The organism is Psychroserpens sp., from assembly GCF_034670085.1.
Taxonomy (GTDB): Bacteria; Bacteroidota; Bacteroidia; order Flavobacteriales; family Flavobacteriaceae; genus Psychroserpens.
The window spans coordinates 471,467-497,868 of record NZ_JAXMOD010000001.1; the positions used below are offsets into that span (position 1 = coordinate 471,467).

The following is a 26,402-nucleotide window of genomic DNA, read 5'->3' on the forward strand; positions in this document are numbered from 1 at the left end:
TATCTATTGTAGGACATTTTTAAAGGTCTTATATTTAATACTAATTTAATACTAACCGACTATGGAATGGTTTTCAGATTTAGATGGATTCTCACAATTCTTTTGGGTTATTGCCCTAATAGGATCACTAATTTTCGTTTTTGTTATCATTACAACCTTTTTAGGTATGGATGGTGGAGACGACTTTGATGGCGTAGATTCTGAAATGGATGCCGATGCTGGAATTGGATTCCAATTCATCACCTTCAAAAATCTTGTTGGATTCTTTACCATTTTTGGGTGGATCGGAATCGCATGTATAAATTCTGGACTATCAAAACCATTGAGCGTTATTATTGCTTTAGTATGTGGGATTTTGATGATGACTATTATGGCAGCCATGTTTTATGGAATGCGAAAATTGTCAGATAGCGGAACACTTAACTATAAAAATGCAATAGGTGCCATAGGAGAAGTTTACTTAACCATTGGTGGAAATCGATCTAAAATGGGAAAAGTTAGTGTTAGAGTTCAAGGAACTTTAAGAGAACTCGAAGCGCTTTCAGATGCACTTTCTGAACTCAAATCTGGAACCATCATCCAAGTGGTAGATGTCACAAGTAATGGCATTCTAATCGTAGAACAAACAAAAAAACCAATAGAACCAATTAAAACAGAAACATATGAACTACCTAGTAACACAGAGTAACTTTGACTTAGGCTTTCCTATTGCAGCTGTCGCTGCAATACTTTTCATCTTTGTCTTTCTCATCATTCTTATAAAACGTTATAAGCGTTGTCCTTCAGATCGTATTTTAGTGGTCTACGGAAAAGTAGGTGGTGGACAATCGGCCAAGTGTATACATGGTGGAGCCGCTTTTATTGTGCCTGTTTTTCAGGATTATGAATTCTTAGATTTAACACCAATCTCTATTGAAGTTAATTTAGTAAACGCATTGTCTAAACAAAATATTCGTGTTAATGTACCTTCGCGATTTACCATTGGTGTTTCTACTGAACCTGGTGTGATGCAAAATGCTGCAGAACGCCTACTAGGCTTAGGTCAAAATGAAATCCAAGAATTGGCTCAAGAAATTATTTTCGGACAATTACGTTTGGTTGTTGCTTCAATGGATATTGAGGAAATTAATAACGATCGTGATAAATTCTTAACCAATATTTCTGCAAGTGTTGAGTCTGAATTAAAGAAAGTTGGACTTAAATTAATCAACGTAAATATTACAGATATTGTTGACGAGTCTGGATATATTGAAGCATTAGGTAAAGAAGCTGCTGCACATGCCATTAACGCAGCTCGTAAATCGGTTGCCGAAAAAACTAGAGATGGTTCTATTGGTGAAGCCAATGCTGTACAAGATGAAAGAACACAAGTTGCAGCTGCCAATGCACAAGCTGTAGAAGGAGAAAACACTGCAAAAATTGCTGTTGCAAATTCAGATTCGCTGCGTCGTCAACGTGAAGCAGAAGCTGAACGTGTGGCAATCGCTTCAGAAAAAGTTCAAAGTGCAAGAGCCTTACAAGAATCTTATGCAGCAGAACAAGAAGCAGAAACTGCAAGAGCTGAGCGCGAACGTTCTTCTCAAATGGCAGATGTTATTGTTCCTGCCGAAATTGATAAACATAAAGTTGAAATTGATGCCGAAGCTGAAGCTGAACGCATCAGAAGAAGAGCAAAAGGTGAAGCTGATGCTATACTTTTTAAAGCACAAGCGGAAGCTCAAGGGCAATTTGAAATTTTGACGAAACAAGCTGCAGGTATGGAGCAAATCGTAAAAGCTGCTGGTAACAGTAGTCGAGATGCTGTTCTATTATTAATTGCGGACAAATTACCTGAGTTGGTAAAAATTCAATCAGAAGCTATCAAGAACATCAAAATTGATAAAGTAACGGTTTGGGATAATGGCGCAAATGGTGAAGATGGAAAATCGTCTACTGCTAATTTCTTGTCAGGAATGTACAAATCTGTTCCGCCTCTTCAAGAAATGTTTAATATGGCTGGTATGGATTTACCTGAATACCTAAAAGGTAAAGACAAAAAGGAAACAGAAGACCCAAAATCACTTCCGAAGAAAAAGGAAGATGATAAAAATTAATAACTTAAAATCCGCTTAATAGCGGATTTTTTTATGCAATAAAGTCACAATTCTACCCTCGAATTAGATTGTTAAAAAACAATTTATAATTACGACTTAGTTTTTAGAATTTAATAATTATAAATTTTATTTTTGACTTATGAGCGAAACAAGACACAATTGGACTAAAGAAGAAATTCTAGAGATATATAATACACCGTTAATGGAACTGCTATACGATGCAGCAACAATTCATCGTAAACATCACGATCCTAATACAGTTCAAGTGTCTACTTTATTATCAATTAAAACTGGAGGTTGTCCTGAAGACTGTGGTTATTGTCCACAAGCTGCACGATACCATACCGATATTGAAGGTAATGATTTAATGACCGTTCAACATGTGAAAGCCCAAGCTTTAAGAGCAAAATCTTCAGGAAGTTCTCGTGTTTGTATGGGAGCCGCATGGCGAAATGTAAAAGATGGTGAAGAGTTTGATCAAGTATTAGAAATGGTTCGTACCATTAATAAACTAGATATGGAAGTTTGTTGCACACTAGGTATGATTACCGAAAACCAAGCGCAACGTCTAGCTGAAGCTGGTTTATATGCCTACAATCACAACTTAGATTCTTCCGAAGAATATTACAAAGAAGTGATTTCCACTCGAGGTTATGAAGACCGTTTAGAAACTATTGATAATGTTCGAAAAACAAACGTTACTGTCTGTTCTGGAGGAATTATTGGTATGGGAGAAAAAGCAGAAGATAGAGCAGGAATGTTGGTGGCTTTATCAACGCTTAATCCACAACCAGAATCAGTTCCAATTAACGCATTAGTAGCTGTTGAAGGGACACCTCTTGAGGACCAAAAACCTGTTTCAATTTGGGACATGGTTCGTATGGTCGCAACAACAAGAATTGTAATGCCAGAAACTCAAGTACGTTTAAGTGCTGGTCGTACCGAAATGACAAGAGAAGGTCAAGCGATGTGTTTCTTTGCTGGAGCAAATTCTATTTTTGCTGGTGACAAACTTTTAACTACACCTAATCCCGATGTCAATGAGGATATGGAAATGTTCAAAATGCTAGGTTTAAATCCACAAAAACCATTCATCAAAAAAATGCAACCAGAATCGGTTGAAGCCAAAGATTCTCTATTTCAGCCACTTGGAGAAAAACCAAGATGGTCACGACCAGAACATACTATAGAGCGTAACGAAGAGGCTAAGCAAAAAGCAAAAGCACTTAAATAATAATGTTAATTACAGTTTCAATTATATTTATTGCGCTTGGTATTGCTATAAAATACGGTAAAATGTATTTTTTAATTGCAGGTTATAATACCATGCCAGAAAAAGAACAAAAAAAATATAATATTGATGGTATCGCTAGTGTTTTTAGAAATGCAATGTTTGGCATGTCATTGATAATGATTTTAGGTTATTTTATTTCAAAATGGATTGAAAACCCAAAAATTCAAATGTATGCACTCTTGGGAGCAATCCTTATAGGTTTACCTTATCTATTGATTGTTTCCAATTTGGATATATACAAAATTAAAAAAGAAGACTAGACCATTTTGTAGTATTCTACTTGATTTCTAAAGGACTAAAATTTAACAAACAATTTATTTCGTTTCACAACGTTTTCTTACCTTTGAACAATATCATTTTCTGATGTCAACACTGAATCTTCAAGACATTCCTCGTGTGAAAAACATCACCAAAGAGGAATTTATAACCAACTACCTTAAGCCACAAAAACCTGTGGTTATAGAACATTTTATTGAAGATTGGCCAGCATATAACAAATGGAGCTTAGATTACATGAAATCAGTCGCTGGCAACAAAATTGTCCCTTTATATGATGACAGACCAGTAGATTACAAAGATGGTTTTAACGATCCACATGCAAAAATGAAAATGAGTGAATATGTTGATTTACTCAAAAACGAGCCTACAAAATATCGCATATTTCTTTGGAATATATTAAAGGAAATCCCACAATTGCAAAAGGATTTTACCTATCCAGACTTTGGGTTAAAACTAATGAAAAGTTTACCAATGCTGTTTTTTGGTGGTGAAAATTCACACACATTTATGCACTATGATATCGACTTAGCTAACATCTTTCATTTTCATTTTGAAGGTAAAAAACTATGCATTCTATTTGATCAAAAACAAAATGAATATTTGTATAAAATTCCGCATTCCTTAATTACTAGAGAAGATATTGATTTTTCTAATCCTGATTTTAATAAATGGCCAGCTCTAAAACAAGCCAAAGGTTGGCAATGCCAATTAAACCATGGTGAAGTTTTATATATGCCCGAAGGTTATTGGCATTATATGAAATATTTAACTCCAGGTTTATCAATGAGTCTACGAGCAATTGCTAGACGACCTAAGCATTTAGGTAAAGCAATTTACAATGTTTTAATCATGCGCCACTTTGATAATCTAATGAGACAAATCAAAGGTCAAAAATGGATAGACTGGAAAAATAAACAAGCTATTTCTCGCACAAATAAGAGTTTTTAAAAGAACTACTTTAGTATAAAAAACTTGTATATATTTGCAAACTTAAATTTTAGACAATAACTATGAAAAAAATATTTTTTATTATCGCATTAGCATCTGTTTCATTAGTAAATGCACAAGCATTTAAAGGAAAAGGAGATCAAAAATTTCAAGTTGCAGCTAATTTTCAGGATGAAGCATCGGGTCTTAACATAAGTTACGATTACGGTTTAGGAGAAAACTTCTCTGTAGGAGTATCTTCAACATATGCCTTAGGAATAGATAGCAGATTAGATGCAGACTTTGGTGATCGTTTTGATCTAGAAGCGCGATTTAATGCAAATTTGGGTAACGTGATAAATATTGATGATAATTTCGATGTGTATCCTGGATTAAATCTTAGTTTAAAAAATTTCGGTGGTCATGTTGGAGCACGCTATTTCTTTTCAGAAGGGTTTGGAGTCTTTACAGAAGCAAATTTCCCTCTAGCGAAGTATAGTACTGACCAAACAAAAATCAGTTACTATATCCACAACCAGTTTACTGTAAATATTGGAGCAACATTCAGTTTATAATTTATAAATCAAAAACTCAGAAAAGCATCTTTTTAATTGAAGATGCTTTTTTTTATGGAATTAATTCACGGATTTTATCGTACACCAAATGACTTTCCCAGCCCCTATAAAACAAATAATCAGCTAGTTTTTTACGCTTTTTTTGAGGGTTAGATTCTCTTATCATATGCACTCTTTTTAAAGCTAGATCGTTGAAGGTATCTATGTATGCCTCTTCATCAATTTCTTTAAGGGCAATTGATATAATTGTTTTGTTAATATCTTTTCGTTTCAATTCTAACTGTAAGCGCTGTCTTCCCCATTTCTTAATTCTGAATTTTCCACGAACAAAGGCCTTAGCGAAGCGTTCTTCATTTAAAAAATTATGCTGAAGTAAATGAACAATAATCTTATCCCTAGCTTCAGGAATCATATGCATCTCAAACAATTTTTGAGACACTTCTTTATGACATCGTTCTTGATAAGCACAATAATGTTCTAAACGTTTTTGGGCTTCATCAACCGTATATGTTTTTTGAGAAATCATAGTGCAAAATTATAACATTTTGTTAATAAAAGACGTGACTTAAACCGTTCATTATTAACTATTTTTGCGTAAATTTGTAAGCTTGCCTATAAGGCAATTAAATTGATTATCCCGATGAAAAAAAATTACGCCCTTTTCGTAATCACATTCTTATGTGCAATTTTGTCTTCTAATGGACAGGTATCTGACCTTATAATATCAGAATATGGTGAAGGTTCTACAGGTAATAGTAAATATGTTGAAATTTATAATGGTACTGGAGCTGCAGTTAATCTAGCTAATTATCAAATATGGAGAGTATCTAATGGTGGTACATGGGTTACAAACCCAGATAACTTTTTTTTACCTTTATCTGGTACTTTAGCCGATGGTGCAACTTATGTTATTGGAAATAACGGAACTGATGTTCCCGGAGCAGATTTATATGATAGTATTACTGCATGGAATGGTGATGATGCTGTAGGCTTGGCAAAAGACATTGCTGGAACATTTACACTTATTGATGCTATTGGAACTGATGGTGCTGATCCAGGTTCAGGTTGGAATGTCGCTGGAACGACTAATGGCACAGTAGATAATCGACTAACAAGAAAAACAAGTGTTTGTAGTCCAAACACGAATTGGACAACCTCGGCTGGAACTAACACAACTGACTCCGAATGGGTTGTTACGAGTTATACTACTGGTTCTGCTAATACAGGACACACATCTGTTTGTACTGATACCTATGTGAAATTCACAAACACCACATCCTCTATAGTCGAAAATGGTGTATCCATAGCAATTTGTGTAAGTATACTTAACCCTTCGGCGAGTTCAGCTACTAGCGTAGATATTGTATTAAATGGAGGTTCATCTGCAACAAATGGTATTGATTATGATGATGGTTCTGCTGCATTTTCATTTCCACTAACAGTTACTTTCCCTGCAAATACTAGTGCAGATCAATGTATGACTGTTTTTTTTCCTATAGATGATTTAATTTATGAAGATGATGAAATTGTTGTTTTAGATTTAACCAATCCAACCGGAGGCACATCTGCAGCTTTAACATCAAATCAGCAACATGTTTTAACTATTGTTGATGACGAAACACCTGTAATTGCAGATGTGGTTATTACTGAAATCATGTACAACTCTATAGGTGCAGATGACGAGTGGATTGAGATTTGCAATACTACAGGAGCTTCTCAAGTACTTAATAATTATACCATCGAAATTGCTGGCACTACTCGATTTACCTTTCCTGCAACTGGGTCTACAATTGCCCCAGGAGCATGTATTACAATAGCATTGGCAGATAGTGGTGATGCTACTTTTAATCCTGGTTGCCCTTTTACAGCAGATTACTCAAATGGTATTACTGGCACTTCTGGAGTCATTCCAAATAGTCCTTCAATAGCTGGAATAGATATTGAAATTATTGCTTCAGACTCTGTAACAGTTGTCGACATTGTTAATTTTGATGATGCTGATGGAGGTGATGGAGATGGGTCATCTCTTCATTTTAACACAAATGCAAGTGACAATTCGGATACAGGTACAGATTGGCAACCTGTTACAGTTGGTGGCTCTCCTGGTATAGACTCATTAATATCGCCGTGTGATACTCCTGCTGCTGAAATTAATGTAACTCGAAATACGTTTAGCACTATTCCTGATGGATCTCTTGCAAATACCGGTTTTAATACTGTTTTTTCTGGTACACCTATTGGTAGCTCCACGTTACCTAAAACCTATTACATTATAAATGAAGGGAATTTAGATTTAGATGTTACATCCATTAGTCTTGATATTGGAACTAACTTTAGTTTACAAAATTTACCAACATTACCCATAACTATTACTCCAACGGATCCTCCTGTTGCTTTTGAAGTTGTGTTTAACCCACAAAGTCCTATTGGCATTAAAACTGACACTGTTAGAATCATTAATTCAGATCCAGATACAGCTGATGCAACTTATACATTTAATGTTGAAGGAGAAGCTGAATGCTCTGCCTCAGTAATTTCTTTATCTCCTACATCTGGTCCTGCTGGAACAATAGTAACAGTAACTGGAACTAATTTAAGTACTGCCACAGCAACATTTAATACTATTCCAGCAGCTTTTATTAACAATATTTCTAGTACAGTAATGGAAGTTACTGTTCCCGCAAATGCTCCTTCTGGTAGCTTAGAAATATTAGATGATTCTGGTTGTCCAGCATCTGCAGCATTTACTATAATTGAAAATCAAATTGGATCCTGTGAAGGCAGCTCGCCTTTAACTGAATTGTTTATTTCTGAAGTAACGGATGCAACTTATGGAAGTTTATCTTACATTGAAATATATAACCCTACTGCATCAGATATTAATTTGACAGACTATGAAATTAGAATTTATTCAAATGGATCTGATGGCACAGGAATTCCTGACACTTCAACAAACCCTTTTCCTTCAGTTCAACAACTTTCTGGAACGATTATCGCAGGTCAAACATTTGTTTTAACAACTGGAACTGCTCCGCCTTTAGATAACTTCCTTTGCTCTGTAGCAGGTGGAGATGGTAGTTATGGTGACCAGATTAGTAGTAGTTTGTCAGGTGTTAATGTCACAACTAATGGTCATGACTTCATTGGTTTGTATAATTTTAATACTGGTACTTTGATAGATGCTTTTGGAGGTTTTGCTGATGATGATTGGATGGATAGTTTAAGCACTTCTATTACTGGAACTAGAGGTTTTAATTTTAGAAGACTTAACACAGCATCACCATTACCTAATTCTACTTTTGATGAAAATCAATGGAATATTATTGATTGGTCTGGGTCAGGATCTTCAACATGTGTTACCACCAATAATTACGCAGAGATTGGAACTTATGATTTTTCAACCGCAGTGCCTCCAACGAATATCATGGGAGCTTCATCAACGGTGTCCCCTTGTGATTTAACAGCAATGATAACCGTAAGTGGAGACGAAGGTTTTGTTGGCGGATTGCCACTTGCATATCAATGGTACTCATTCGCTCCAGGAGACCCTTCAGGATGGGTTGCATTATCAGACAATGCAATTTATAGTGGAACTAATATGGCCTCATTAAATATCGCAAATACTTTTGGTCTTGATAATTATCAATACTATTGTCAAATTAGAGAAAACTTGGATACATGTTATACGGCTAGCCAAGCTATTAGGCTCGTGACTCAAAGCACAACTTGGATTTCACCAGGTGTTTGGGATAATGGCGCACCCGATATTAACACGAATACAGTATTAGATTTTGATTATGATACTACAACCTCAAGTTTTAGTGCTTGTAGACTAACGATTAATTCAGGCACTTTAAATATTAGAAATGGTGATTATGTTGAAGTATATAATGATTTAATTATAGATGGAACCTTAGACATTGAAACTGAAGGCTCTTTAATAATGATTGATGATGCTGGTACTGTAACTAATAATGGTACTACAAATGTTCACAAAACTACTACAGAAATGGAAACTTACGATTATACGTATTGGTCTTCTCCTGTAGATTATTCTGTTTCTGGAACTGCAGTACAGACTATTTTAACTGGATTCCGTCCAAGCAAAATTTATAGCTTTAATACATCTCAATTCTCCGATTTAGATGCTGATAGCTTTGATGATGATCAAAATTCATGGACTCAGCATTTTTCATACATGTCTAGTGGTTCTGGTTATGCAGCAATGACAGATGGTGGTAATGGACATTTTCGCACTATTACTTTTAATGGACGTCTAAATACAGGGATTATTTCAGTTCCAGTTTCACTAAGTCAAAATAATGCTGACGCAAATGATGACTGGAATTTATTGGGTAATCCATATCCCTCTGCAATTTTTGTAGATGACTTTGTAGATCATAATACCAACCTAGATGGTACTGTATATCTATGGACACATGAAGATGACATTTCAATTTCAAATCCTGGGCCTAACGCATACAATTTTAATTCTAATGATTATGCCATGTATAATCGTGTTGGAGGTGTTGGAACTGCTTCAACTGGAAATCCGGCAAGTACTGTTCCAACTGGATATATTGCTTCTGGGCAAGGATTTTTTATTGATGCGATTTCTGCTGGTACTATTGAGTTTACCAATGCCATGCGAGACAGAACATATAGCAATGATGACTTTTTTAGAAATTCAGAATCTGATTCTTCTACCTTACCTTCAATAACGGAAAAAGATAGAATGTGGATAAATATGACAAATCCTGATGGTGCATTCAGTCAAATATTAATTGGATATTTGGCAGATGGAACCTTAGGAAAAGACCGTCTGTATGATGGTATACGCTTAGAAGGCTCCAATTATATCGATTTCTATTCTAAAGATGACACAAACCTGTATAAATATGGTATCCAAGGCAGACCACCATTTACCATGGAAGATGTTATTCCATTAGGCTACGAATCGGGCATATTAGGTGAATTAACTATTTCTCTTTCTGAAACTGAAGGCGTATTAAACACCGTTACTGTATATTTAAGAGACAATCAACTTGACATAATCCATAATTTAACTAATTCCGATTATACTTTTACAACAGGAAATGGTGATTTTTCAAATCGTTTTGAAATTCTTTTCCAAGCAGAAGCCTTGTCAATTATTGACAATGAAATTGATCCAAACCAATTGTCTATTATCGAATTACAAAATGGAAGTGTGAAATTTTCAGTTAAAAATAATTTAACGATTAACACAGTTGAAATTTTAGATCTTTTGGGAAGAACGCTTTACAAATTAAAAGGCAATAATGCTACTGAAATATTTGAATTACATAATTTAAGTCAGACAGCATATATCGCTAAAGTAGGTTTGTCTAATGGTCAAACAATAACTAAACGAGCAATTAAACGTAAATAATTTTAAATATAAAAATTAGAAAGGCTTCAACTATTTGAGGCCTTTTTTAATTTACAAACTGTACTTTAAAGATACAATTAAATTCCTTCCAGGTGCAGTAATACCTGAAGAATATGTTAAGTATCTTTGGTCTGTTATGTTCTCTAAAGCCGCTGTAATTGTCGTCGAATTAGAAAATCGATATTGCGACCTTAAATTAAGAGTATACCACGAAGGAGCATATGGATTCCCATTATTATCTAAAGCATAGATAAAATCTTTAGACTGTTCAGAAGGTGCTAATTGATCAAATGATAATTCATTATTGTATTCTAAAAAAGCATCTATTTGGAATTTATCTTTCTGCCAAACAACGTGTGTGTTACCAAAGTTAGGCACCACATGTCGAACAGGAAGTTCTAATCCATTATTGTCCTGAGTTCCACCAATTACATTGTATTGAGATAAGAGTTTCATCGTTTCAGAAACTCTAAATTGAATTCCAGCTTCAAAACCATAAATTCGTTCTTTAGATACATTTTGTATGGCTTGTACATTACTTAATTCGCCATCATACACAATTTGAGAGCTTCCATTTAATGTGAAGTCGCTTCGTGTTAAGGCATTATCTAAAAAGGTATAATAGGTAGCCATATCAATAATACATACATCATCAAAATTAAGTTTTAATCCCAATTCACCTCCATAAGCATATTCTGCTTTAAGATTTGGATTAGGGACCACCACCGAACCAGGTTCAGAATCAAAAACTTTCCCAATGTCATCAATATTAGGTGCTCTAAATGCGGTTGATGCATTTAATTTCCACTGAATCATTTCATTTGGAATCCAACTAATTCCTGCTGTACCTGTTAAAGCTCCTGTATCAATTTTCGAGTTATCAAAAGGTAAATTTAAAAACACATTGTTTTCAGTAAAATCAGCATGAGCAATCACATAATTATATCTTAAGCCAGATTGAAAGACAAACTCACTATTGGGTTTATATTTAAAGCTTGCGTAAGCTGCCATTGATTGCCAATCTGAACCGTTAGGATATCTTGAGACTGTAATACTTGATTCATTGGTTGTAATGTCTTCAGTGAAACCATTTGAGCCTACTCTATTATAAACATATTCTAAGCCGTAAAAGAGTTCACTTTTTTTACTTAATTGCTTTTCAAAATCAACATTTAAAGAGTAAGCATCAACAGACTCTTCTCTTACACTTCTTAGACTCGATTGAAAATCACGATCAAACCTACTCTCTTGAAAATTTTGATAAGCTGCTGTTGCTTGAATTTTATCATACAGATTAGAACTACTACTCAGTTTAGTAACCTGAAAATTACCCATAAACCAACGTTGTGGTCCATAAGTCCACTCTGCAGATCGCAGTTCATTGCCTCTATACCTCTTTAGTCTATCATACCTTGAATATGAGGATGTGGTTGTATAGTATAAACCTAGATCAAAACTTAAATCTTCTTTAGGCTCATATCGTACTTTCTGCAACACATTAATTTGATCATATCCAGTTGGCACTTGAATTCTTGGGTTAGCATTTTGAACAATAATATCTTGGCCATTTACTGTTTCAATATATTCTGGTCTTAAATAAGCATCAGAACCATGTTTACCCATTTTTAAATCATCAAAATCGGTATAACTAAAACTGCTTAAGAATGCCCATTTTTTTAAACCAAAATTAACATCTAAATGCCCTGTTTTTTCTTTGTTTGCTGTGGCGTATCTGGCAACAGCATTCGCATTAAAGTACATAGAATCTTTATACGATAATTGAGGCTTTTGAGTGTAAAAACTCATAACACCTCCAATGGCATCACTACCGTATACAACTGATCCTGCTCCTAAAGTAATTTCTGTATTTTGAATTGTAAATGGATCAATTGATATCACGTTTTGTAAATTCCCACTTCTAAATATGGCATTATTCATTCTCACACCATCAACAGTAATTAAAAGTCGATTAGTAGAAAACCCTCTAATAATAGGGCTTCCACCTCCTAATTGACTCTTTTGAATATACACATTACCTGTGCCTTCTAATAAATCTGCACTGGTTTGCGGATTTGCAAACTCGATCTCAGCAGAATTTATATTAACTATTGTTTGAGGAATATCACGTTTACTTTGTTCAAATTTTGACGCTGAAATCACAACTTGATTCAAGCCTTGCACTTTAGGTACTAATAAAACGACATTATTATTATTTAATATTACATTCTTTTCAGTGGAAAACAGCACATAAAGTATATTCTGAAAGTAAATTGTTTCATTAGAATCAAATTGGTCTAGAGATGCTATGCCATCAATATCAGTAATAACAGATTTATCTTTTTCTAAATTATAAATAGTAACTCCAACTACTGGTATTTGTGTTTCCTGGTCAAGTACTTTAATGTCTTGAGCATTCGCGCTTAAAATAGCACATAAACAAATAATTAGTATGGTAATTAACTTCATAAAATGTAAAGATATTTCTAATTGAATACTTGATTAAATACTTGTAGAGATTTTGGTTTTTTAAAGCTGCCCAAATGTAATTCAAAATATAACAATAGCATGGTTAAAAACGATTGCCTTTGTTTTGAACTTATCTTAATTGTTTTTAATTCATCAAAATTTATGCCTAACAACCTTTTTAAAAGTATTAAATTTTCTCCTGAAACTGAATACACATTTGACTTCTGAGTTTCAAATAAGCCATTAGAAAGATTAAAGTAAGGTGCGTCACTATTTGTGTTTTCAGGATAAAAACCTAGATACTGAGTTAAATTGAGCAAAAACAATAAATGAAAATTTGAAAATTCTTCTTGATAGTCTAACCATTTAAATGTGACCTCAAGATATTCATAAAGTTCTAGGTTTTGTTCCTCTTCTTTTAAAACCGTGGCTAAAATTTCTGCCAAAAACATGGCTATAGAACTCTTAAAAACATTGGTATGAATACTTCTATATATATAATCAATCTTAACCTCTTTAATATATTGAAGCGATTGATTGGCTTTAAAACTTTCTTCAATTTGAAGTTGAGATAATAATTGAAAGTAAACAGCTTTCGAGTTTCCTTTAGTAGCTTTTAATGCACCACGTATTAAATATGAAACTAGACCTTTTTGTCTTGTGAAACATGTTGCAATAAGATCATTATCACGATATCTTATTTTAGAAATAACAATAGCCTTGTTTTTGTTGAGCATTATAATATGCAGTAAATATTACCTTACTATAAGTAGTTTTAAAATTTTAGTTTCAAAAGAATCTAAATCAGATATGAAAATGAGATAAACTCCAGTTGCAACAACATTATTTGCTAGGTTTTTTCCGTTCCAAATTGCTGTTCCTCCATCTATTGCAAAATTATAATTAGCTCTAGACGATCTTTGGTTTACTCTAGATTGTGCTTCTGCAACAAGATTTCCTTCAATATCTGTGATTTTTATATTTACGTTTTCTGTGAGACTAGAAATTTTTACGCCGTTATTTATATCGTTTAGATTGTTTGATCCTAAAATATTATATTCTGGTCGAACTGGGTTTGGATATACAAACGCATTATCTAGAGTGTCTTCTGGTTTAGTTCCGCCAGATGAAAAGGAAAGCAGTCCATTGGGTGTTGCTATATAAACTCGTCCTGAAGAAGGATCTATTGACACTTCATTTATATTATTAGTTGGTAAAGGGGAATTATCTTTAGTAAAATGAAAGATGGTTTCTTGTCCGTCTGGAGAAAAATAAAATAGCCCAGAATCTGAAGTTCCTACCCATTTGTTATTTGAACCATCTACAGCTATTGTTGTAATTAATTGATTTGAAAGTAATTCTTTAGGAATACCTTCTTCTAAAATCACAATATTATTAACGGCTGGATTGGTAAAAAAATTGGCTGGATTAAATAATATTCTTAATCCTTTTTCTGTCCCTATCCATAACTGACCATTATTATCAATGGCCAAGGCTTTTACATAAGGAGAAGGGAAGTTAAGTGCCTCACCAGAGGCAGAGCTTAGTGAATCAGTTCCTCCATTTTCATTAAAACCTACAACTCCAAAAGAAAAGGAGCCCACAAATTTATTGTTTTGATTGTCGGTAACTAAAGAGGAAAATCCAATGTTTGAATTAAAAGGAGGTACAGGAATGATTGAAGTAAAATCATAAGAAGTCCATTGACCATTTTCAAACTTATTCATTGGTCTTGGATTTCGAACATTCATAACCCAAAGAGCTCCATTTCTGTCAAATGTAGATGTTGTAATTAGTTTAAAATTTCCTGAAAAAGGTGTTAATGTGCTATTATCTTGATTATAGAGTATCGTTGGTACTTCATCATTAAACTCAATTAATCCGGACCAATAAGACCCAATAAAAACTTGATTATTATCAAAAGGATTGACTGTAATATTAGACAAATAGAAAGGTTCTTCAATAACTGATGCAATGGTATCAAATGGAGTATTAATCCATTCCTCATTTTTATAATGACTAATTCCTGTTTTTCTTATTCCTCCATTAAAATTAAACGATCGTGAATAACCTCCAAAAACGGCCCATATTTCGTTTGAAGGCGTTTGAATTGAAAACACATTATTTCGAAGAGGTCCTTCAGGATGAATTTCCTCAAAATCATTAAGATTACTAAATGTTGATTTAATAACTCCTCGTCCTGGTTTGCCATCATTAATAATACCCATCGTCCCTATAAATATTTCATCTTGGCTATTTATTGTTCCTGCTGTAAATTCAATACCTAAATCAGGATCATTATCTACTACAGCAATGAGGTTGAATAAAGCATCATAAATATAAACTGTTGTTACTGTTGTAACTACTAAGTTAGAACCCTTACTTCTCATATCAATAGGCAATAATGGGTACTGAAATATTTGCGCAAAGGGATTAACAAGAACATCAACAATAGCTCTATTAAATCCAATCGCATAAATTTTGTCCTCAACACTTTCTATAGCCTTAAAATTACCACTTCTTATAATTTCCCACTGATTAAAATCAATAAGATTAGGGTTTGACAAATCTGCCTTTTTTATACCATTACCATCAGTACAAGCTGCATAAACAAACCCATCATAAACTGTAGTTTGATTTACTGTTATTTGCGAGCCTCCAGAACCTATGAAATAGGTGTCTCCAAATTCTAAACGTTCTAAATCATACACAGAAATACCATAATCTGTAGAAATATACAGTAATCCTTCGTGCTCATAAAAATGATTAATGTTTTTAGTATCTGGAGGTATTGTCACTTTATTTAAAATGTCGATAACCGTCAACACTTCGTTGTCGCTTAAAACAATATCTATTAAGCCTGTATCATAACCTATAACTAGTATGTCATTAACTTCACTGTAATAAAGACTTGAAATTTTACCGCCAGACAAACCTTCAATAGTACTTATTTCATTAATTTCATTGGTGTTATAATCAAATGTAAATACGGCATTTTCTGAGGCAGCGAATAAAACGTCTTCGCTACTTGAAAAATCTATAATATTTAAGTAAGAAAAATGTCCCTCCCATAAACTAGAAAAATCTTGACCATAAATTGGTCTAGTAACTATTAATAATAAAATAACTGTTAGTAGTCTGAAAGGCTTCATTAATATAGTGCTTTGAGAGGCTTAAATATTAACCAAAAATAACATATTTTATTGTATATTCGATTTTCGTTTTAAATTAAGATATGTTATTTAGCAGTCCTGTTTTTCTCTTTCTTTTTTTACCCTTAACATTACTATTATATTACATTTTCCCGAAAAAAATTAAAAATGCTTTTCTGCTTTTAATGAGCCTAGCTTTTTATAGTTGGGGAGAATCAGAACTTGTTTTATTAATTGTATGTTCTGCTATAATAGATTTTTCATCCGGATTGATAATAGAAACCGGTAGAAAAAAGCTTGGGTTATATTTGTCCTTAATTTTTAATATTGGAATTCTACTATATTTCAAATATGCTGATTTTACTTTTACAAACTTAGCGGCTTTTCTTAGCAATTTTAACATTAGTATTGAAGATGCTACTAGATTTTCTGATGTGATTTTACCTCTAGGTATTAGTTTTTACACATTTCAAACTATGTCTTATACTATTGATGTTTATCGTGGTCATGTGAAAGCTGATAGGAATTTCATAAATTTTGCAACTTATGTAACACTCTTTCCGCAGTTAATAGCGGGTCCAATAGTGAGGTATAAGGATGTCGAATCAGAACTTAAAAGTCGTAAAACTACAGTACCTCTTTTTACAGAAGGAATAGAACGCTTTATTATTGGTTTGGCAAAAAAAATGTTAATTGCTAATAATTGTGCTTTTTTAGCAGATGGAATTTTTAATATGCCAACTGGTGAAATGTCTTCGTTTCTTGCTTTTTTGGGAGTACTTGCTTATAGTTTTCAGATTTATTTTGATTTTTCTGGGTATTCAGACATGGCTATTGGTCTAGGAAAAATGTTAGGTTTTAATTTTCCCGAAAACTTCAATTACCCATATATATCAAAATCAATAAGAGAATTTTGGAGGCGTTGGCATATGACGTTATCACATTGGTTTAGAGATTATGTTTACATTTCTTTAGGTGGAAACAAAAAAAGTAATTTAAGAACTTATATCAACCTTTTTATTGTGTTTTTTGTAACTGGGTTATGGCATGGAGCTAGTTGGACCTTTATTATTTGGGGAATGATTCATGGATTATTTATCATTATAGAACGTATTGGTTTTGATAAAACATTGAAGAAATTGCCAAAAATAATAACACACCTTTATTTATTATTCATAGTGTCTCTGTCTTGGGTGTTTTTCAGAAGTGAATCAATTTCTGATGCTTTCATTTATTTAAAAGCTATGTTCTCATTTAATGTTCAAACAAACACTGAGTTTTTATATTTCTATTGCTCTAAAGAAACGTTTGTAGTTCTTTTATTAGCTGTATTATTTTCGACTCCATTACATAAAAAAATTAATCAATTTATTGTTTTACAGTTTAAAAACAACTTAAATATTTATCATGGATTAAGATATTCATGTTTATTATTTCTATTCATTATTAGCTGTATTTACATTTCGATAGACTCCTACAACCCTTTTATTTATTTTAGATTTTGATTGAAAACAAAAACATAAAACTAATATTCGGCATTCTGTTTTTGGCATTCTTAATAGTGCCTAATGTTCTTTTATTTTCTAGTGGTAACGATAATAAAAAATTTCCTGTATTAACGTTAAGTAATCCATCTCAATCTGTTACAGTTTTTGATAAGTACTACAATGAAAACTTTGGACTAAAACCTCAAATGGTTGAATCTTACATAAATTTTAAATTACAAGTCTTAAATGAACCACCTCTACCAAATAGGGTTGTTACTGGTAAAGACGGTTGGTATTTTTTAGGCAATCAACATAAAGATTTATTAAATGACAGCTTCGGAAACTATCCCTTTTCAAAAATTGAACTTGAAAAAATTAAAGATAAAATACAAGCCATTAAAGAAAAGTTAGAATCAAAAGGTATTGCTTTTTTTATTGTTGTACCACCTAATAAGCACAGAGTTTATTCTGAAAAATTACCATTTAGACTAAATCAAAATACAACACGACTAGAAGCCTTAAATTCATATTTAAAGAATGAGATTGATTTTGAATTAATAGATCTAAGAGATACACTTATCGCTAGTAAGGACAAAGAATTACTTTATTACAAAACGAATACACATTGGAACGATCTTGGCGCTTTCATAGGATATCAAAAAACCGTTAACGCTCTAAATTTAGATGTTACAAAAGTCAATATTTCTGATTACAATCTTGAATATAATCCGATAAAAAGAGGTGATATTACTGAAATGATTAATTTAAAATTTAAAGAAAGTGCTGTTTTCTTGAATAAAAAAACAAATGCAGAAATCATACGATTAAAATCCAATCGTAATCATTTACACTTTAAAAACCCAAATGGAAATAAAAAGCTAATCATGTACAGAGATTCTTTTTCTAATGCTTGGATTCAATTTTTTAATCAAAGTTTTGGTGAAATAATTTATTTTCGAGGTTATAAAATTAACGATCATATTGTAACTAAGGAAAAACCAGATGTTATTGTATTTGAAATTATTGAACGAAATTTAAGCTCAATTTTATTAGACTTATAAACAAAAAAAGACCTTCTATAACGAAGGCCTTTTTATAAATATTTCTTAGGAATTATTATACAACACCTTGAGCTAGCATAGCATCGGCAATTTTAACAAACCCAGCAACATTTGCTCCTTTTACATAATCTACATAACCATCATCTCTAGTTCCGTAAGTCACACAAGATTGATGGATATCATCCATGATTTTATGAAGTTTTTCATCTACTTCTTCTCTGGTCCAATTCATACGTAATGAATTTTGACTCATCTCTAATCCTGAAGTAGCTACACCACCAGCATTTGATGCCTTACCTGGTGAAAATAAAACTTTTGCTTTTTGAAATGCTTCAATGGCTTCAGGTGTAGTAGGCATATTCGCGCCTTCAGCTACAGCTATAACATTATTATTAATTAATGCTTGAGCTTCATTTCCATTTAATTCATTTTGAGTTGCGCAAGGCAAAGCAATATCACAATTCACAGACCAAGGTCTTTTTCCTTCATGATAGGTTGCAGACGAATATTTGTTAACATATTCACTTATTCTTCCACGTTTAACGTTTTTAAGATGCATTACATATGCTAATTTATCTGCATCTATACCTTCAGAATCATGAATATATCCTCCAGAATCAGACATTGTAATTACTTTAGCTCCAAGTTGAGTTGCCTTTTCACATGCATACTGTGCCACATTTCCTGATCCAGAAATAACTACAGATTTACCATCCATAGTATCATTATTAGTCTTTAGCATATTCTGTGCAAAATAAACACAGCCATAACCAGTTGCTTCAGGTCTAATTAAAGAACCACCATAAGACATTCCTTTCCCAGTTAATACACCAGTAAATTCATTTTGAAGTCTTTTGTACTGACCAAACATATAACCAATTTCTCTTCCACCTACTCCAATATCTCCTGCAGGAACATCTGTATTTGCGCCTATATGCCTAAATAATTCAGACATAAAAGATTGGCAAAAGCGCATAACTTCATTATCACTTTTCCCTTTAGGGTTAAAGTCCGAACCTCCTTTTCCGCCTCCCATTGGAAGTGTAGTTAAAGAATTCTTGAAAACTTGCTCAAATCCTAAAAATTTAAGGATACTTAAATTTACGGAAGGATGAAATCTTAAACCACCTTTATAAGGTCCGATAGCAGAATTAAATTCTACTCTAAAACCTCTATTTACTTGAGTATTCCCTTGGTCATCAATCCAAGGCACTCTAAAAATAATTGTGCGTTCTGGTTCAACCATTCGCTCTAATAGCATTTTCCCTTGATATTTAGGATTATCTTCAATAAAAGGAATTACTGTCTCGGCAACTTCGTGCACAGCTTGTAAGAATTCGGTTTCGTGACCGTTTTTTTCTGTAACAAGATTTAAAAAAGTTTCAATTTTATCTTTCATCTATTAAATTATTAATAATCATTGTTCATTTTAGTAGGACAAAGATACATTATCTTTAAAATTTACGCATATATTTTTTTATATTCTCAATATAGCATTGGCAAAATAAATATAATCTAATTTAAAAATAACAAGAGGAACTACTTTTGTTTGGTAGTTAGAGCAGTTTTTATATATTTGTTAACAAATATGCCCTTGGTAATTAGAACTCTATGACGCTTAATTTTAAACAATTAACATTTGTATTCGTTTTCATGATGGGTATGAATGTAGTGTATGCTCAACTCGGATTTTCACACGAAATAGGCGTTATTGCTGGCCCTGTAGCTTTTCAATCAGATTTTGGAGTACGTTATGATTTCGAAACTAACTCTGGTAATACAGGTATTGGTGTTGGAATAGTTCACTATATTAACTTCGCATACAGAGCAGATTGTAACTGTTATTCTACAGATACTTTTTTTAACGATCATTTTAAACTTAGAAATGAAATCTCTTGGAATAAAACCGCATTAAACCATTTTGGAGAATGGGTAGATCGTGCTTCGACTAATCCAAGATATGAACCTTTACTTTACCATACTGGTTCGGCAAACAATTTTGATATTGGAACACAAATAGAATTTTTCCCTAAAAGTATTCGTTCGTTTCAGGCCTTTAGTTATTCGTTTGCACCATTTGTAAGTTTAGGTGTGCATTTTACGTCATTCAATCCTTCTGTGGAAACTAATTATTTTGACGGTAACATCAATAATGAGAACAACTTTTTCCAAGGCTGGGTAGATGCTGCTAATCCTAACTTTAATGAAGATCCATTTTTATTTGATGAAAGCGGCACAACATGGTCAGTAGTTGGAAGTATTGGTACACGATACAAATTAACTGTCCTATCTGATTTAATGGTAGATTTAAGATGGCAATACTTTTTTAATGACCGAGTAGATGGTTTAGATCATAATTTAAAATCTAACAAAGCTAACGACTGGTTAGTTTGGTTAAATTTTGGATACATCTATTATTTAGATTAAACTAAAAATATCTTATAATAAAAAAGACCAAGTCAAAAACTTGGTCTTTTTTATTTTCAACTATTTGCTTTAGCAATTATCCAATTGCTTGTTTTAAATCTTCAATTAAATCTTCTTTATCTTCTATACCCACACTCAATCTTATTAAAGAATCTACTACACCTGTTTTTTCTCTTTCTTCTTTAGGAATACTGGCATGAGTCATACTTGCTGGATGACCTGCTAAAGACTCAACGCCTCCTAAAGACTCAGCTAAAGTAAATAGCTTAAGATTTTCAACAATCTTAATAGCTTCTTCATAGTTATTTCCCGTTGTAGTAAAAGATACCATACCTCCAAAATCATTCATTTGGGCTTTTGCGATGTCATGATTAGGATGACTTTCGAAACCTGGCCAATAAACGTTTTCAATTTTAGGATGATTTGCTAAAAATTCTGCAACAGCTTTACCATTTTCACAATGACGTTGCATTCTAATATGGAGTGTTTTAATTCCTCTTAACGCTAAAAAACTATCTTGAGGACCACATACTGCTCCACTGGCATTTTGAATAAAATACAAACGATCTGCTAAATTTTTATCGGTAACTATTAAAGCTCCCATAACTAAATCACTATGACCTCCTAAATACTTAGTTGCAGAATGCATAACAATATCTGCTCCTAAATCTAAGGGTCTCTGCAAATAAGGTGTTGCAAAAGTGTTATCTACTGCCAACAATATATTATGTGTTTTTGCTATACCAGCAGTTGCTTTAATATCAATAATATTCATCATTGGGTTTGTAGGTGTTTCAACCCAGATCAATTTTGTGTTTTCATTAATAAAATTTTCAATATTTGAAGCATTTTCCATGCCAACAAAATGGAACTTAATGCCAAATTTCTTAAAGATGCTTGTAAACAATCTGTACGATCCACCATACAAATCATTGGTTGAAATCACCTCATCTCCAGGTTCTAATAGTTTTATTACAGCATCAATAGCAGCCAAACCAGAACCAAACGCCAACCCATATTTTCCATTCTCTATACTTGCAAAAGCATTCTCTAAAGCATTTCTGGTAGGATTGTGAGTTCTTGAATATTCATATCCTTTATGACCTCCAGGTGTAGATTGTGCGAAAGTAGATGTCTGATAAATTGGAGGCATTACACTTCCATAAGCTGGATCATGCTTTTGTCCACCATGAATGGTTTTAGTATTAAATTTCATAAATCTTAGTTTTCTATAAGTCCTCATTGATTGGAGACAAATACATATGATAAGCAACAAATTAAAACTTTAATTCGTTGTATTCAAATGTATGTAATACCTTTATTGAATGTTTAACAAATTGGACCAGATTTTGAAAAAATATTGTATCATAATTGTTGCTTTAAGTACTGTTTTCTCTTGCCAAGAAGATGTGAAAATTGACTTCGTAGAAGAAAACATTGAAATGTCTCAAGATGCTGAAATATCAATAAACTTTCCAAAAGCCGAAGGTCATAAATCGGCCTCGGAATTGATAAATACAACCATTCAAAATTATATTGTCAGTCAAACTTACTTGGGTGAAGATTCTTTAACTAATCTTTCAATTGCAGATGCTGTAAAACGTTTTAATACTGAATTTAAAAACTTTAAAACCAATTTTCCTGATAGTGCTCAAAAATGGGAAGCATTCATAGATGGTGAAGTTACCTATAGTTCTCCAGAAGTTATAAGTATTGCTATTAATACTTATTTAGATACAGGTGGAGCTCATGGAAACACGAATATTAAATTCTTTAATTTCGATCCACAAACAGGTGAATTGTATTCAATGGATGACTTAATAAAGGACAATAAAAATCTATCAGAACTAATTGCTGACCAATTAAAAGAAGAGGTTAAATCAAATTCAGATGAACCAATAGAAGACTTTTTCTTCGGTAAAGATTTTCAGCTTCCAGAAAGTATAGGTTATAGTGATGAAGGTCTAATCATATTATACAACCCTTACGAAATAGCATCCTACTCCCAAGGGATCATACAGTTTACAATTTCCTTTGAAAAGGTTAGCTCTTTTTTAAACGTAAATTAATCTGCCCCTTTAAACAATCGTTTTATAATTGGCTCAACAGTTAGTCCTTGTCCAATAATTGAGAACACAACGATTATATAAGTAATAACTAAAAACAACTCGCGATGCATATCTGGAGTTAAACTCAAAGCAAGAGCAATAGAAATTCCACCTCGCAATCCTCCCCAAGTCATTATCAAATTGGTGTGTTTTACAAATTGTAATTTTTTATCGAAGAATTTAATTGGCAACCATAAGGACATGTATCTGCTTAATAACACAAGAGGAACTGCAATTAAACCAGCTAAAATATAGTCAAATCTAAACGTAAGCACTAGCATTTCCATACCTATCATAACAAACAGAACAGTATTTAGCAGTACGTCTATTAATTCCCAAAATTTATCAACATATGTTTCTGTGATGGCAGACATCGAAGATTGTCTTACTGTATCGTTACCAACGATTAATCCTGCTGTAACCATAGCCAAAGGAGCCGATAAATGCCAATGATGTGCTAATAAACTTCCACCCATAACAGTAGCAATGGTGATGATAACTTCAACTTCATAATCATCGATAGACTTTAGTAACTTATAAGTGATATAACCTAAAATGAGTCCTAATCCAATTCCACCTAATACTTCTTTTCCAAATAATGTCGCTATTTCTCCAAATTCTATAGCTGTATCTGGTTTAGCTGCAATAGCAAAAATGGTTAAAAAAACCACAACACCTACGCCATCATTAAACAAGGATTCACCAACTATTTTGGTTTCTAATTTTTTAGGAGCACCAGCTTTTTTTAAGATTCCTAAAACTGCTATAGGATCTGTTGGAGATATTAATGCTCCAAATAACAAGCAATATAAAAAAGCAACATCAAGTCCTAATATTTGAAGAAGGTAATACGTTAAAATTCCAACTAAAAACGTAGATACTAAAACACCTAAGGTGGCAAACACCAAAACTGGCCAGCGCTGAATTTTTAATTGATTAAAATTGGTATGCAAAGCGCCTGCAAATAACAAAAAACTTAGCATGATTTGAAGCAGTACAGTTTCAAAATCTATTTGGGAAATGAGTTCTTTTTCTCTTAATAACAACGTATCATCAAACTGACCAATGGCTACGACAATAATCGTAAAGACTATAGTAATTAACATTAATCCAATAGTGATAGGAAGTTTTAAAAATTTAACATTGATATAAGCGAAAAGTGCAGACAATACGATTAAAACCGATGCAATAGCATAATAATCCATAGGTGCTTAAATTTTCGATAAAAGTAACTAATTTTATTATGAAATCCGTTTACTTTGCACTAAGCAAAACATCATCTTGAATGGTTTCAAGATTTGCAAAACCATACCATGAAAAAAATTTACCATCTCAAAACTTGCAATACTTGTGATCGAATCATAAAAACATTAGACTTACCTAATGATTTCATTTTTCAGGATATAAAATCTGACGACATTACAGTCAAACAAATTGAGCAACTTAAAGATTTATCTGGTAGTTACGAAGCATTATTTAGCAAACGAGCAAAACTCTACAAGGAAATGGGATTAAAAGACCAAACCTTAAGTGAAGCTGACTTTAAACACTATATTTTAGATCATTATACCTTTTTAAAACGTCCTGTTATAGTTGTAAATGATCAAATATTTATTGGTAATAGTGCTAAAACTGTAGAAGCTGCAAAGGCTTATATCCACTCTAATGAATAGTAGAAAATTTGCGCTTTTTGCTGTGTTTTTGGTTCAAGTTTTATATGGACTAAATTATACTTATGCTAAAAATGTAATCAATGAAGGTTTTGTGCAAACTTTTGCTTTTGTTCTTTTAAGAGTTGTAGGTGCAACCATTCTTTTTTGGATTTTTAGTTTCTTTTTTAAACAAGAGAAGATTGCTAAAAAAGATTATGTAACCATTTTCTTTGCCTCACTATTTGGTGTTGGTATAAATATGCTTCTGTTTTTAAAAGGCTTAGAATTGACAACTCCAATCCATGCTTCTGTAATTATGACCATTACTCCAGTAATTATATTGGTTCTGTCTATTTTCTTCTTAGATGAGAAGCTGACTAAATTAAAGGTGTTAGGGATTATATTAGCTTTTTCTGGAGGTGTTTTACTTACTGCTTTAGGTAATTCTACCAGAGTTGGAGACAACGTAGCTTTAGGTAATTTATGTATTTTTATTAATGCCATTTCTTACAGTATATATGTCATTATCATAAAACGACTTACTGCAAAGTATCATCCTTTTACATTTATAAAATGGTTATTCTTATTTGGTATTCTATTCACTTTACCATTTGGATATCAAGAAACCTTAGAAATTCAATGGCATACATTTACTCCATATATTTGGTTTTCGGTATTGTTTGTGATTGTTGGAGCTACATTTGGAACCTATCTTTTAAACCCTTTAGCTCTAAATTCATTAAAAGCTTCTACAGTAGGCACTTTCATTTACTTACAGCCAGTAATTGCTGGAGTTTTTGCAATTGTTATGGGAGTAGATGCTGTTAGTCCAATTAAATTAGGAGCTATGATTCTTATTTTTTCTGGTGTTTATCTTGTTACCAAAAAACCTAAAGTATCAACCTAAATTTTTGGGTGCTTTCCCAGATATTCTTGTATCGTCTTTTGTTAATAGTTTAAAATGTTTTGTCTTCGGAAAACCTTCAGATTGCAATAATAAAGCCTCAGGTAAAACCGTTAGTTTGCGTGTGTTTATATCTATCCAAGATCCTAACATATCACTCGACGCAAGATGATTCCCTTTTTTATCATATAAATTATGCTCAAACTTAAAGAACATCCCATCTTCACTTAATCCTGAAACCTCAACAGTAACCGTAATTGGTTTCCCTAAAAACGATTCTTTATAATAATAAGTGTGCTCATAAAATACTACTGGTCCAATACCAAATTCGGTCAAAGTTTCCATAGAAAATCCATACGCCATAAAAAAGCCCATCCTTGCATGACTCATGAAATTTGTATAGGCTGAATTCGCCAAATGACCATTCGCATCAATATCACTCCAACGTATTTCAAACTCTTTTTTATACATAGTAATCCATTTAAGTTTCAAAGTTATTGATTTTATAATGCTAAACCATGATTTATAACGTTATGATTTTCCTTACCTTTGTTCAACTTTTTTTTT

21 protein-coding genes are annotated in these 26,402 nt (G+C 32.7%); 13 read left to right on the forward strand and 8 right to left on the reverse strand.

The features are described 5' to 3' along the window. Positions 1-61: 61 nt before the first annotated feature. From VOI25_RS02040 to VOI25_RS02065, 6 genes are all read left to right on the forward strand, one after another. The gene (locus tag VOI25_RS02040; RefSeq protein WP_323787245.1) at positions 62-688 is read left to right on the forward strand and encodes a hypothetical protein; all 627 of its coding nucleotides are present in this window, start codon (positions 62-64) and stop codon (positions 686-688) included. Beyond that, positions 663-2,093, forward strand: coding sequence for a flotillin family protein (locus tag VOI25_RS02045; RefSeq protein ID WP_323787246.1), 1,431 nt, complete (start codon positions 663-665; stop codon positions 2,091-2,093). The genes VOI25_RS02040 and VOI25_RS02045 overlap by 26 nt, the downstream gene beginning before the upstream one ends. A 139-nt stretch (positions 2,094-2,232) precedes the next feature. Continuing rightward, complete coding sequence (gene bioB / locus VOI25_RS02050; protein ID WP_323787247.1) at positions 2,233-3,327, forward strand: biotin synthase BioB; 1,095 nt, start codon at positions 2,233-2,235, stop codon at positions 3,325-3,327. A gap of 2 nt (positions 3,328-3,329) precedes the next feature. After that, positions 3,330-3,647 (forward strand): DUF3784 domain-containing protein, encoded by a 318-nt coding sequence (locus VOI25_RS02055; RefSeq protein WP_323787249.1) that lies wholly within the window; start codon positions 3,330-3,332, stop codon positions 3,645-3,647. A 103-nt stretch (positions 3,648-3,750) separates the two neighbouring features. Further along, complete coding sequence (locus VOI25_RS02060; protein ID WP_323787250.1) at positions 3,751-4,614, forward strand: cupin-like domain-containing protein; 864 nt, start codon at positions 3,751-3,753, stop codon at positions 4,612-4,614. A gap of 62 nt (positions 4,615-4,676) precedes the next feature. Next, positions 4,677-5,168 (forward strand): DUF6646 family protein, encoded by a 492-nt coding sequence (locus VOI25_RS02065; RefSeq protein WP_323787252.1) that lies wholly within the window; start codon positions 4,677-4,679, stop codon positions 5,166-5,168. Positions 5,169-5,220: 52 nt separating this feature from the next. Here the strand turns inward: VOI25_RS02065 and VOI25_RS02070 are convergent, their stop codons facing one another. Next, positions 5,221-5,694, reverse strand: a complete 474-nt coding sequence (locus VOI25_RS02070; RefSeq protein WP_323787254.1) for a regulatory protein RecX — start codon at positions 5,692-5,694, stop codon at positions 5,221-5,223. 114 nt (positions 5,695-5,808) lie between these two features. On the opposite strand from VOI25_RS02070, the gene VOI25_RS02075 reads away from it, so the two are divergent. Then, a complete protein-coding gene (locus VOI25_RS02075) occupies positions 5,809-10,578 on the forward strand; it encodes a lamin tail domain-containing protein (RefSeq protein ID WP_323787257.1) in 4,770 nt (1,589 codons plus the stop codon). A 51-nt stretch (positions 10,579-10,629) separates the two neighbouring features. Here the strand turns inward: VOI25_RS02075 and VOI25_RS02080 are convergent, their stop codons facing one another. The 3 genes from VOI25_RS02080 to VOI25_RS02090 are packed head-to-tail and all read right to left on the reverse strand — an operon-like array spanning position 10,630 to position 16,196. Further along, positions 10,630-13,044, reverse strand: coding sequence for a TonB-dependent receptor plug domain-containing protein (locus VOI25_RS02080; protein ID WP_323787259.1), 2,415 nt, complete (start codon positions 13,042-13,044; stop codon positions 10,630-10,632). A gap of 17 nt (positions 13,045-13,061) precedes the next feature. After that, positions 13,062-13,781, reverse strand: a complete 720-nt coding sequence (recO, locus tag VOI25_RS02085; protein ID WP_323787261.1) for a DNA repair protein RecO — start codon at positions 13,779-13,781, stop codon at positions 13,062-13,064. Positions 13,782-13,799: 18 nt separating this feature from the next. Then, positions 13,800-16,196, reverse strand: a complete 2,397-nt coding sequence (locus tag VOI25_RS02090) for a two-component regulator propeller domain-containing protein (RefSeq protein WP_323787263.1) — start codon at positions 16,194-16,196, stop codon at positions 13,800-13,802. A 185-nt stretch (positions 16,197-16,381) separates the two neighbouring features. Between VOI25_RS02090 and VOI25_RS02095 the strand changes: the two genes are divergently transcribed. Then, entirely contained in the window at positions 16,382-17,701 is a 1,320-nt protein-coding gene (locus tag VOI25_RS02095) for an MBOAT family O-acyltransferase (RefSeq protein ID WP_323787265.1), read from the forward strand. A gap of 41 nt (positions 17,702-17,742) precedes the next feature. Then, positions 17,743-18,744, forward strand: coding sequence for an alginate O-acetyltransferase AlgX-related protein (locus tag VOI25_RS02100; RefSeq protein ID WP_323787267.1), 1,002 nt, complete (start codon positions 17,743-17,745; stop codon positions 18,742-18,744). Positions 18,745-18,799: 55 nt separating this feature from the next. On the opposite strand, the gene gdhA is transcribed toward VOI25_RS02100, so the two are convergent. Beyond that, entirely contained in the window at positions 18,800-20,143 is a 1,344-nt protein-coding gene (gdhA, locus tag VOI25_RS02105; RefSeq protein ID WP_323787269.1) for an NADP-specific glutamate dehydrogenase, read from the reverse strand. Between the two features lie 212 nt (positions 20,144-20,355). On the opposite strand from gdhA, the gene VOI25_RS02110 reads away from it, so the two are divergent. Beyond that, the gene (locus VOI25_RS02110; RefSeq protein WP_323787271.1) at positions 20,356-21,171 is read left to right on the forward strand and encodes a THC0290_0291 family protein; all 816 of its coding nucleotides are present in this window, start codon (positions 20,356-20,358) and stop codon (positions 21,169-21,171) included. 76 nt (positions 21,172-21,247) lie between these two features. Here VOI25_RS02110 and VOI25_RS02115 read toward each other — a convergent pair whose 3' ends face one another. Further along, positions 21,248-22,414 (reverse strand): cystathionine gamma-synthase, encoded by a 1,167-nt coding sequence (locus tag VOI25_RS02115; RefSeq protein ID WP_323787273.1) that lies wholly within the window; start codon positions 22,412-22,414, stop codon positions 21,248-21,250. A 106-nt stretch (positions 22,415-22,520) separates the two neighbouring features. Between VOI25_RS02115 and VOI25_RS02120 the strand changes: the two genes are divergently transcribed. Beyond that, the gene (locus VOI25_RS02120; RefSeq protein ID WP_323787275.1) at positions 22,521-23,240 is read left to right on the forward strand and encodes a DUF3298 and DUF4163 domain-containing protein; all 720 of its coding nucleotides are present in this window, start codon (positions 22,521-22,523) and stop codon (positions 23,238-23,240) included. On the opposite strand, the gene VOI25_RS02125 is transcribed toward VOI25_RS02120, so the two are convergent. Continuing rightward, positions 23,237-24,484, reverse strand: coding sequence for a sodium:proton antiporter (locus tag VOI25_RS02125; protein ID WP_323787278.1), 1,248 nt, complete (start codon positions 24,482-24,484; stop codon positions 23,237-23,239). The two genes, VOI25_RS02120 and VOI25_RS02125, sit on opposite strands and share 4 nt — an antisense overlap. Positions 24,485-24,592: 108 nt before the next feature. Here VOI25_RS02125 and VOI25_RS02130 point away from each other — a divergent pair, with 108 nt between their 5' ends. After that, positions 24,593-24,952 carry an arsenate reductase family protein gene (locus VOI25_RS02130; RefSeq protein ID WP_323787280.1) on the forward strand — a complete coding sequence of 120 codons (360 nt, stop codon included), beginning with the start codon at positions 24,593-24,595 and terminating at the stop codon, positions 24,950-24,952. Next, complete coding sequence (locus VOI25_RS02135) at positions 24,945-25,838, forward strand: DMT family transporter (protein WP_323787282.1); 894 nt, start codon at positions 24,945-24,947, stop codon at positions 25,836-25,838. Before VOI25_RS02130 ends, VOI25_RS02135 begins: the two co-directional genes overlap by 8 nt. On the opposite strand, the gene VOI25_RS02140 is transcribed toward VOI25_RS02135, so the two are convergent. Further along, entirely contained in the window at positions 25,830-26,306 is a 477-nt protein-coding gene (locus VOI25_RS02140) for a thioesterase family protein (RefSeq protein ID WP_323787627.1), read from the reverse strand. The two genes, VOI25_RS02135 and VOI25_RS02140, sit on opposite strands and share 9 nt — an antisense overlap. Between the last annotated feature and the right edge of the window lie 96 nt (positions 26,307-26,402).

Excerpts from the sequence above, each read along its gene's own strand:
- VOI25_RS02040 (WP_323787245.1), top strand. The coding sequence starts at position 62 with ATGGAATGGTTTTCAGATTTAGATGGATTCTCACAATTCTTTTGGGTT.
- VOI25_RS02045 (WP_323787246.1), top strand. The coding sequence starts at position 663 with ATGAACTACCTAGTAACACAGAGTAACTTTGACTTAGGCTTTCCTATT.
- bioB (WP_323787247.1), top strand. The coding sequence starts at position 2,233 with ATGAGCGAAACAAGACACAATTGGACTAAAGAAGAAATTCTAGAGATA.
- VOI25_RS02055 (WP_323787249.1), top strand. The coding sequence starts at position 3,330 with ATGTTAATTACAGTTTCAATTATATTTATTGCGCTTGGTATTGCTATA.
- VOI25_RS02060 (WP_323787250.1), top strand. The coding sequence starts at position 3,751 with ATGTCAACACTGAATCTTCAAGACATTCCTCGTGTGAAAAACATCACC.
- VOI25_RS02065 (WP_323787252.1), top strand. The coding sequence starts at position 4,677 with ATGAAAAAAATATTTTTTATTATCGCATTAGCATCTGTTTCATTAGTA.
- VOI25_RS02070 (WP_323787254.1), bottom strand. The coding sequence starts at position 5,694 with ATGATTTCTCAAAAAACATATACGGTTGATGAAGCCCAAAAACGTTTA.
- VOI25_RS02075 (WP_323787257.1), top strand. The coding sequence starts at position 5,809 with ATGAAAAAAAATTACGCCCTTTTCGTAATCACATTCTTATGTGCAATT.
- VOI25_RS02080 (WP_323787259.1), bottom strand. The coding sequence starts at position 13,044 with ATGAAGTTAATTACCATACTAATTATTTGTTTATGTGCTATTTTAAGC.
- recO (WP_323787261.1), bottom strand. The coding sequence starts at position 13,781 with ATGCTCAACAAAAACAAGGCTATTGTTATTTCTAAAATAAGATATCGT.
- VOI25_RS02090 (WP_323787263.1), bottom strand. The coding sequence starts at position 16,196 with ATGAAGCCTTTCAGACTACTAACAGTTATTTTATTATTAATAGTTACT.
- VOI25_RS02095 (WP_323787265.1), top strand. The coding sequence starts at position 16,382 with ATGAGCCTAGCTTTTTATAGTTGGGGAGAATCAGAACTTGTTTTATTA.
- gdhA (WP_323787269.1), bottom strand. The coding sequence starts at position 20,143 with ATGAAAGATAAAATTGAAACTTTTTTAAATCTTGTTACAGAAAAAAAC.
- VOI25_RS02110 (WP_323787271.1), top strand. The coding sequence starts at position 20,356 with ATGACGCTTAATTTTAAACAATTAACATTTGTATTCGTTTTCATGATG.
- VOI25_RS02115 (WP_323787273.1), bottom strand. The coding sequence starts at position 22,414 with ATGAGGACTTATAGAAAACTAAGATTTATGAAATTTAATACTAAAACC.
- VOI25_RS02125 (WP_323787278.1), bottom strand. The coding sequence starts at position 24,484 with ATGGATTATTATGCTATTGCATCGGTTTTAATCGTATTGTCTGCACTT.
- VOI25_RS02130 (WP_323787280.1), top strand. The coding sequence starts at position 24,593 with ATGAAAAAAATTTACCATCTCAAAACTTGCAATACTTGTGATCGAATC.
- VOI25_RS02135 (WP_323787282.1), top strand. The coding sequence starts at position 24,945 with ATGAATAGTAGAAAATTTGCGCTTTTTGCTGTGTTTTTGGTTCAAGTT.
- VOI25_RS02140 (WP_323787627.1), bottom strand. The coding sequence starts at position 26,306 with ATGTATAAAAAAGAGTTTGAAATACGTTGGAGTGATATTGATGCGAAT.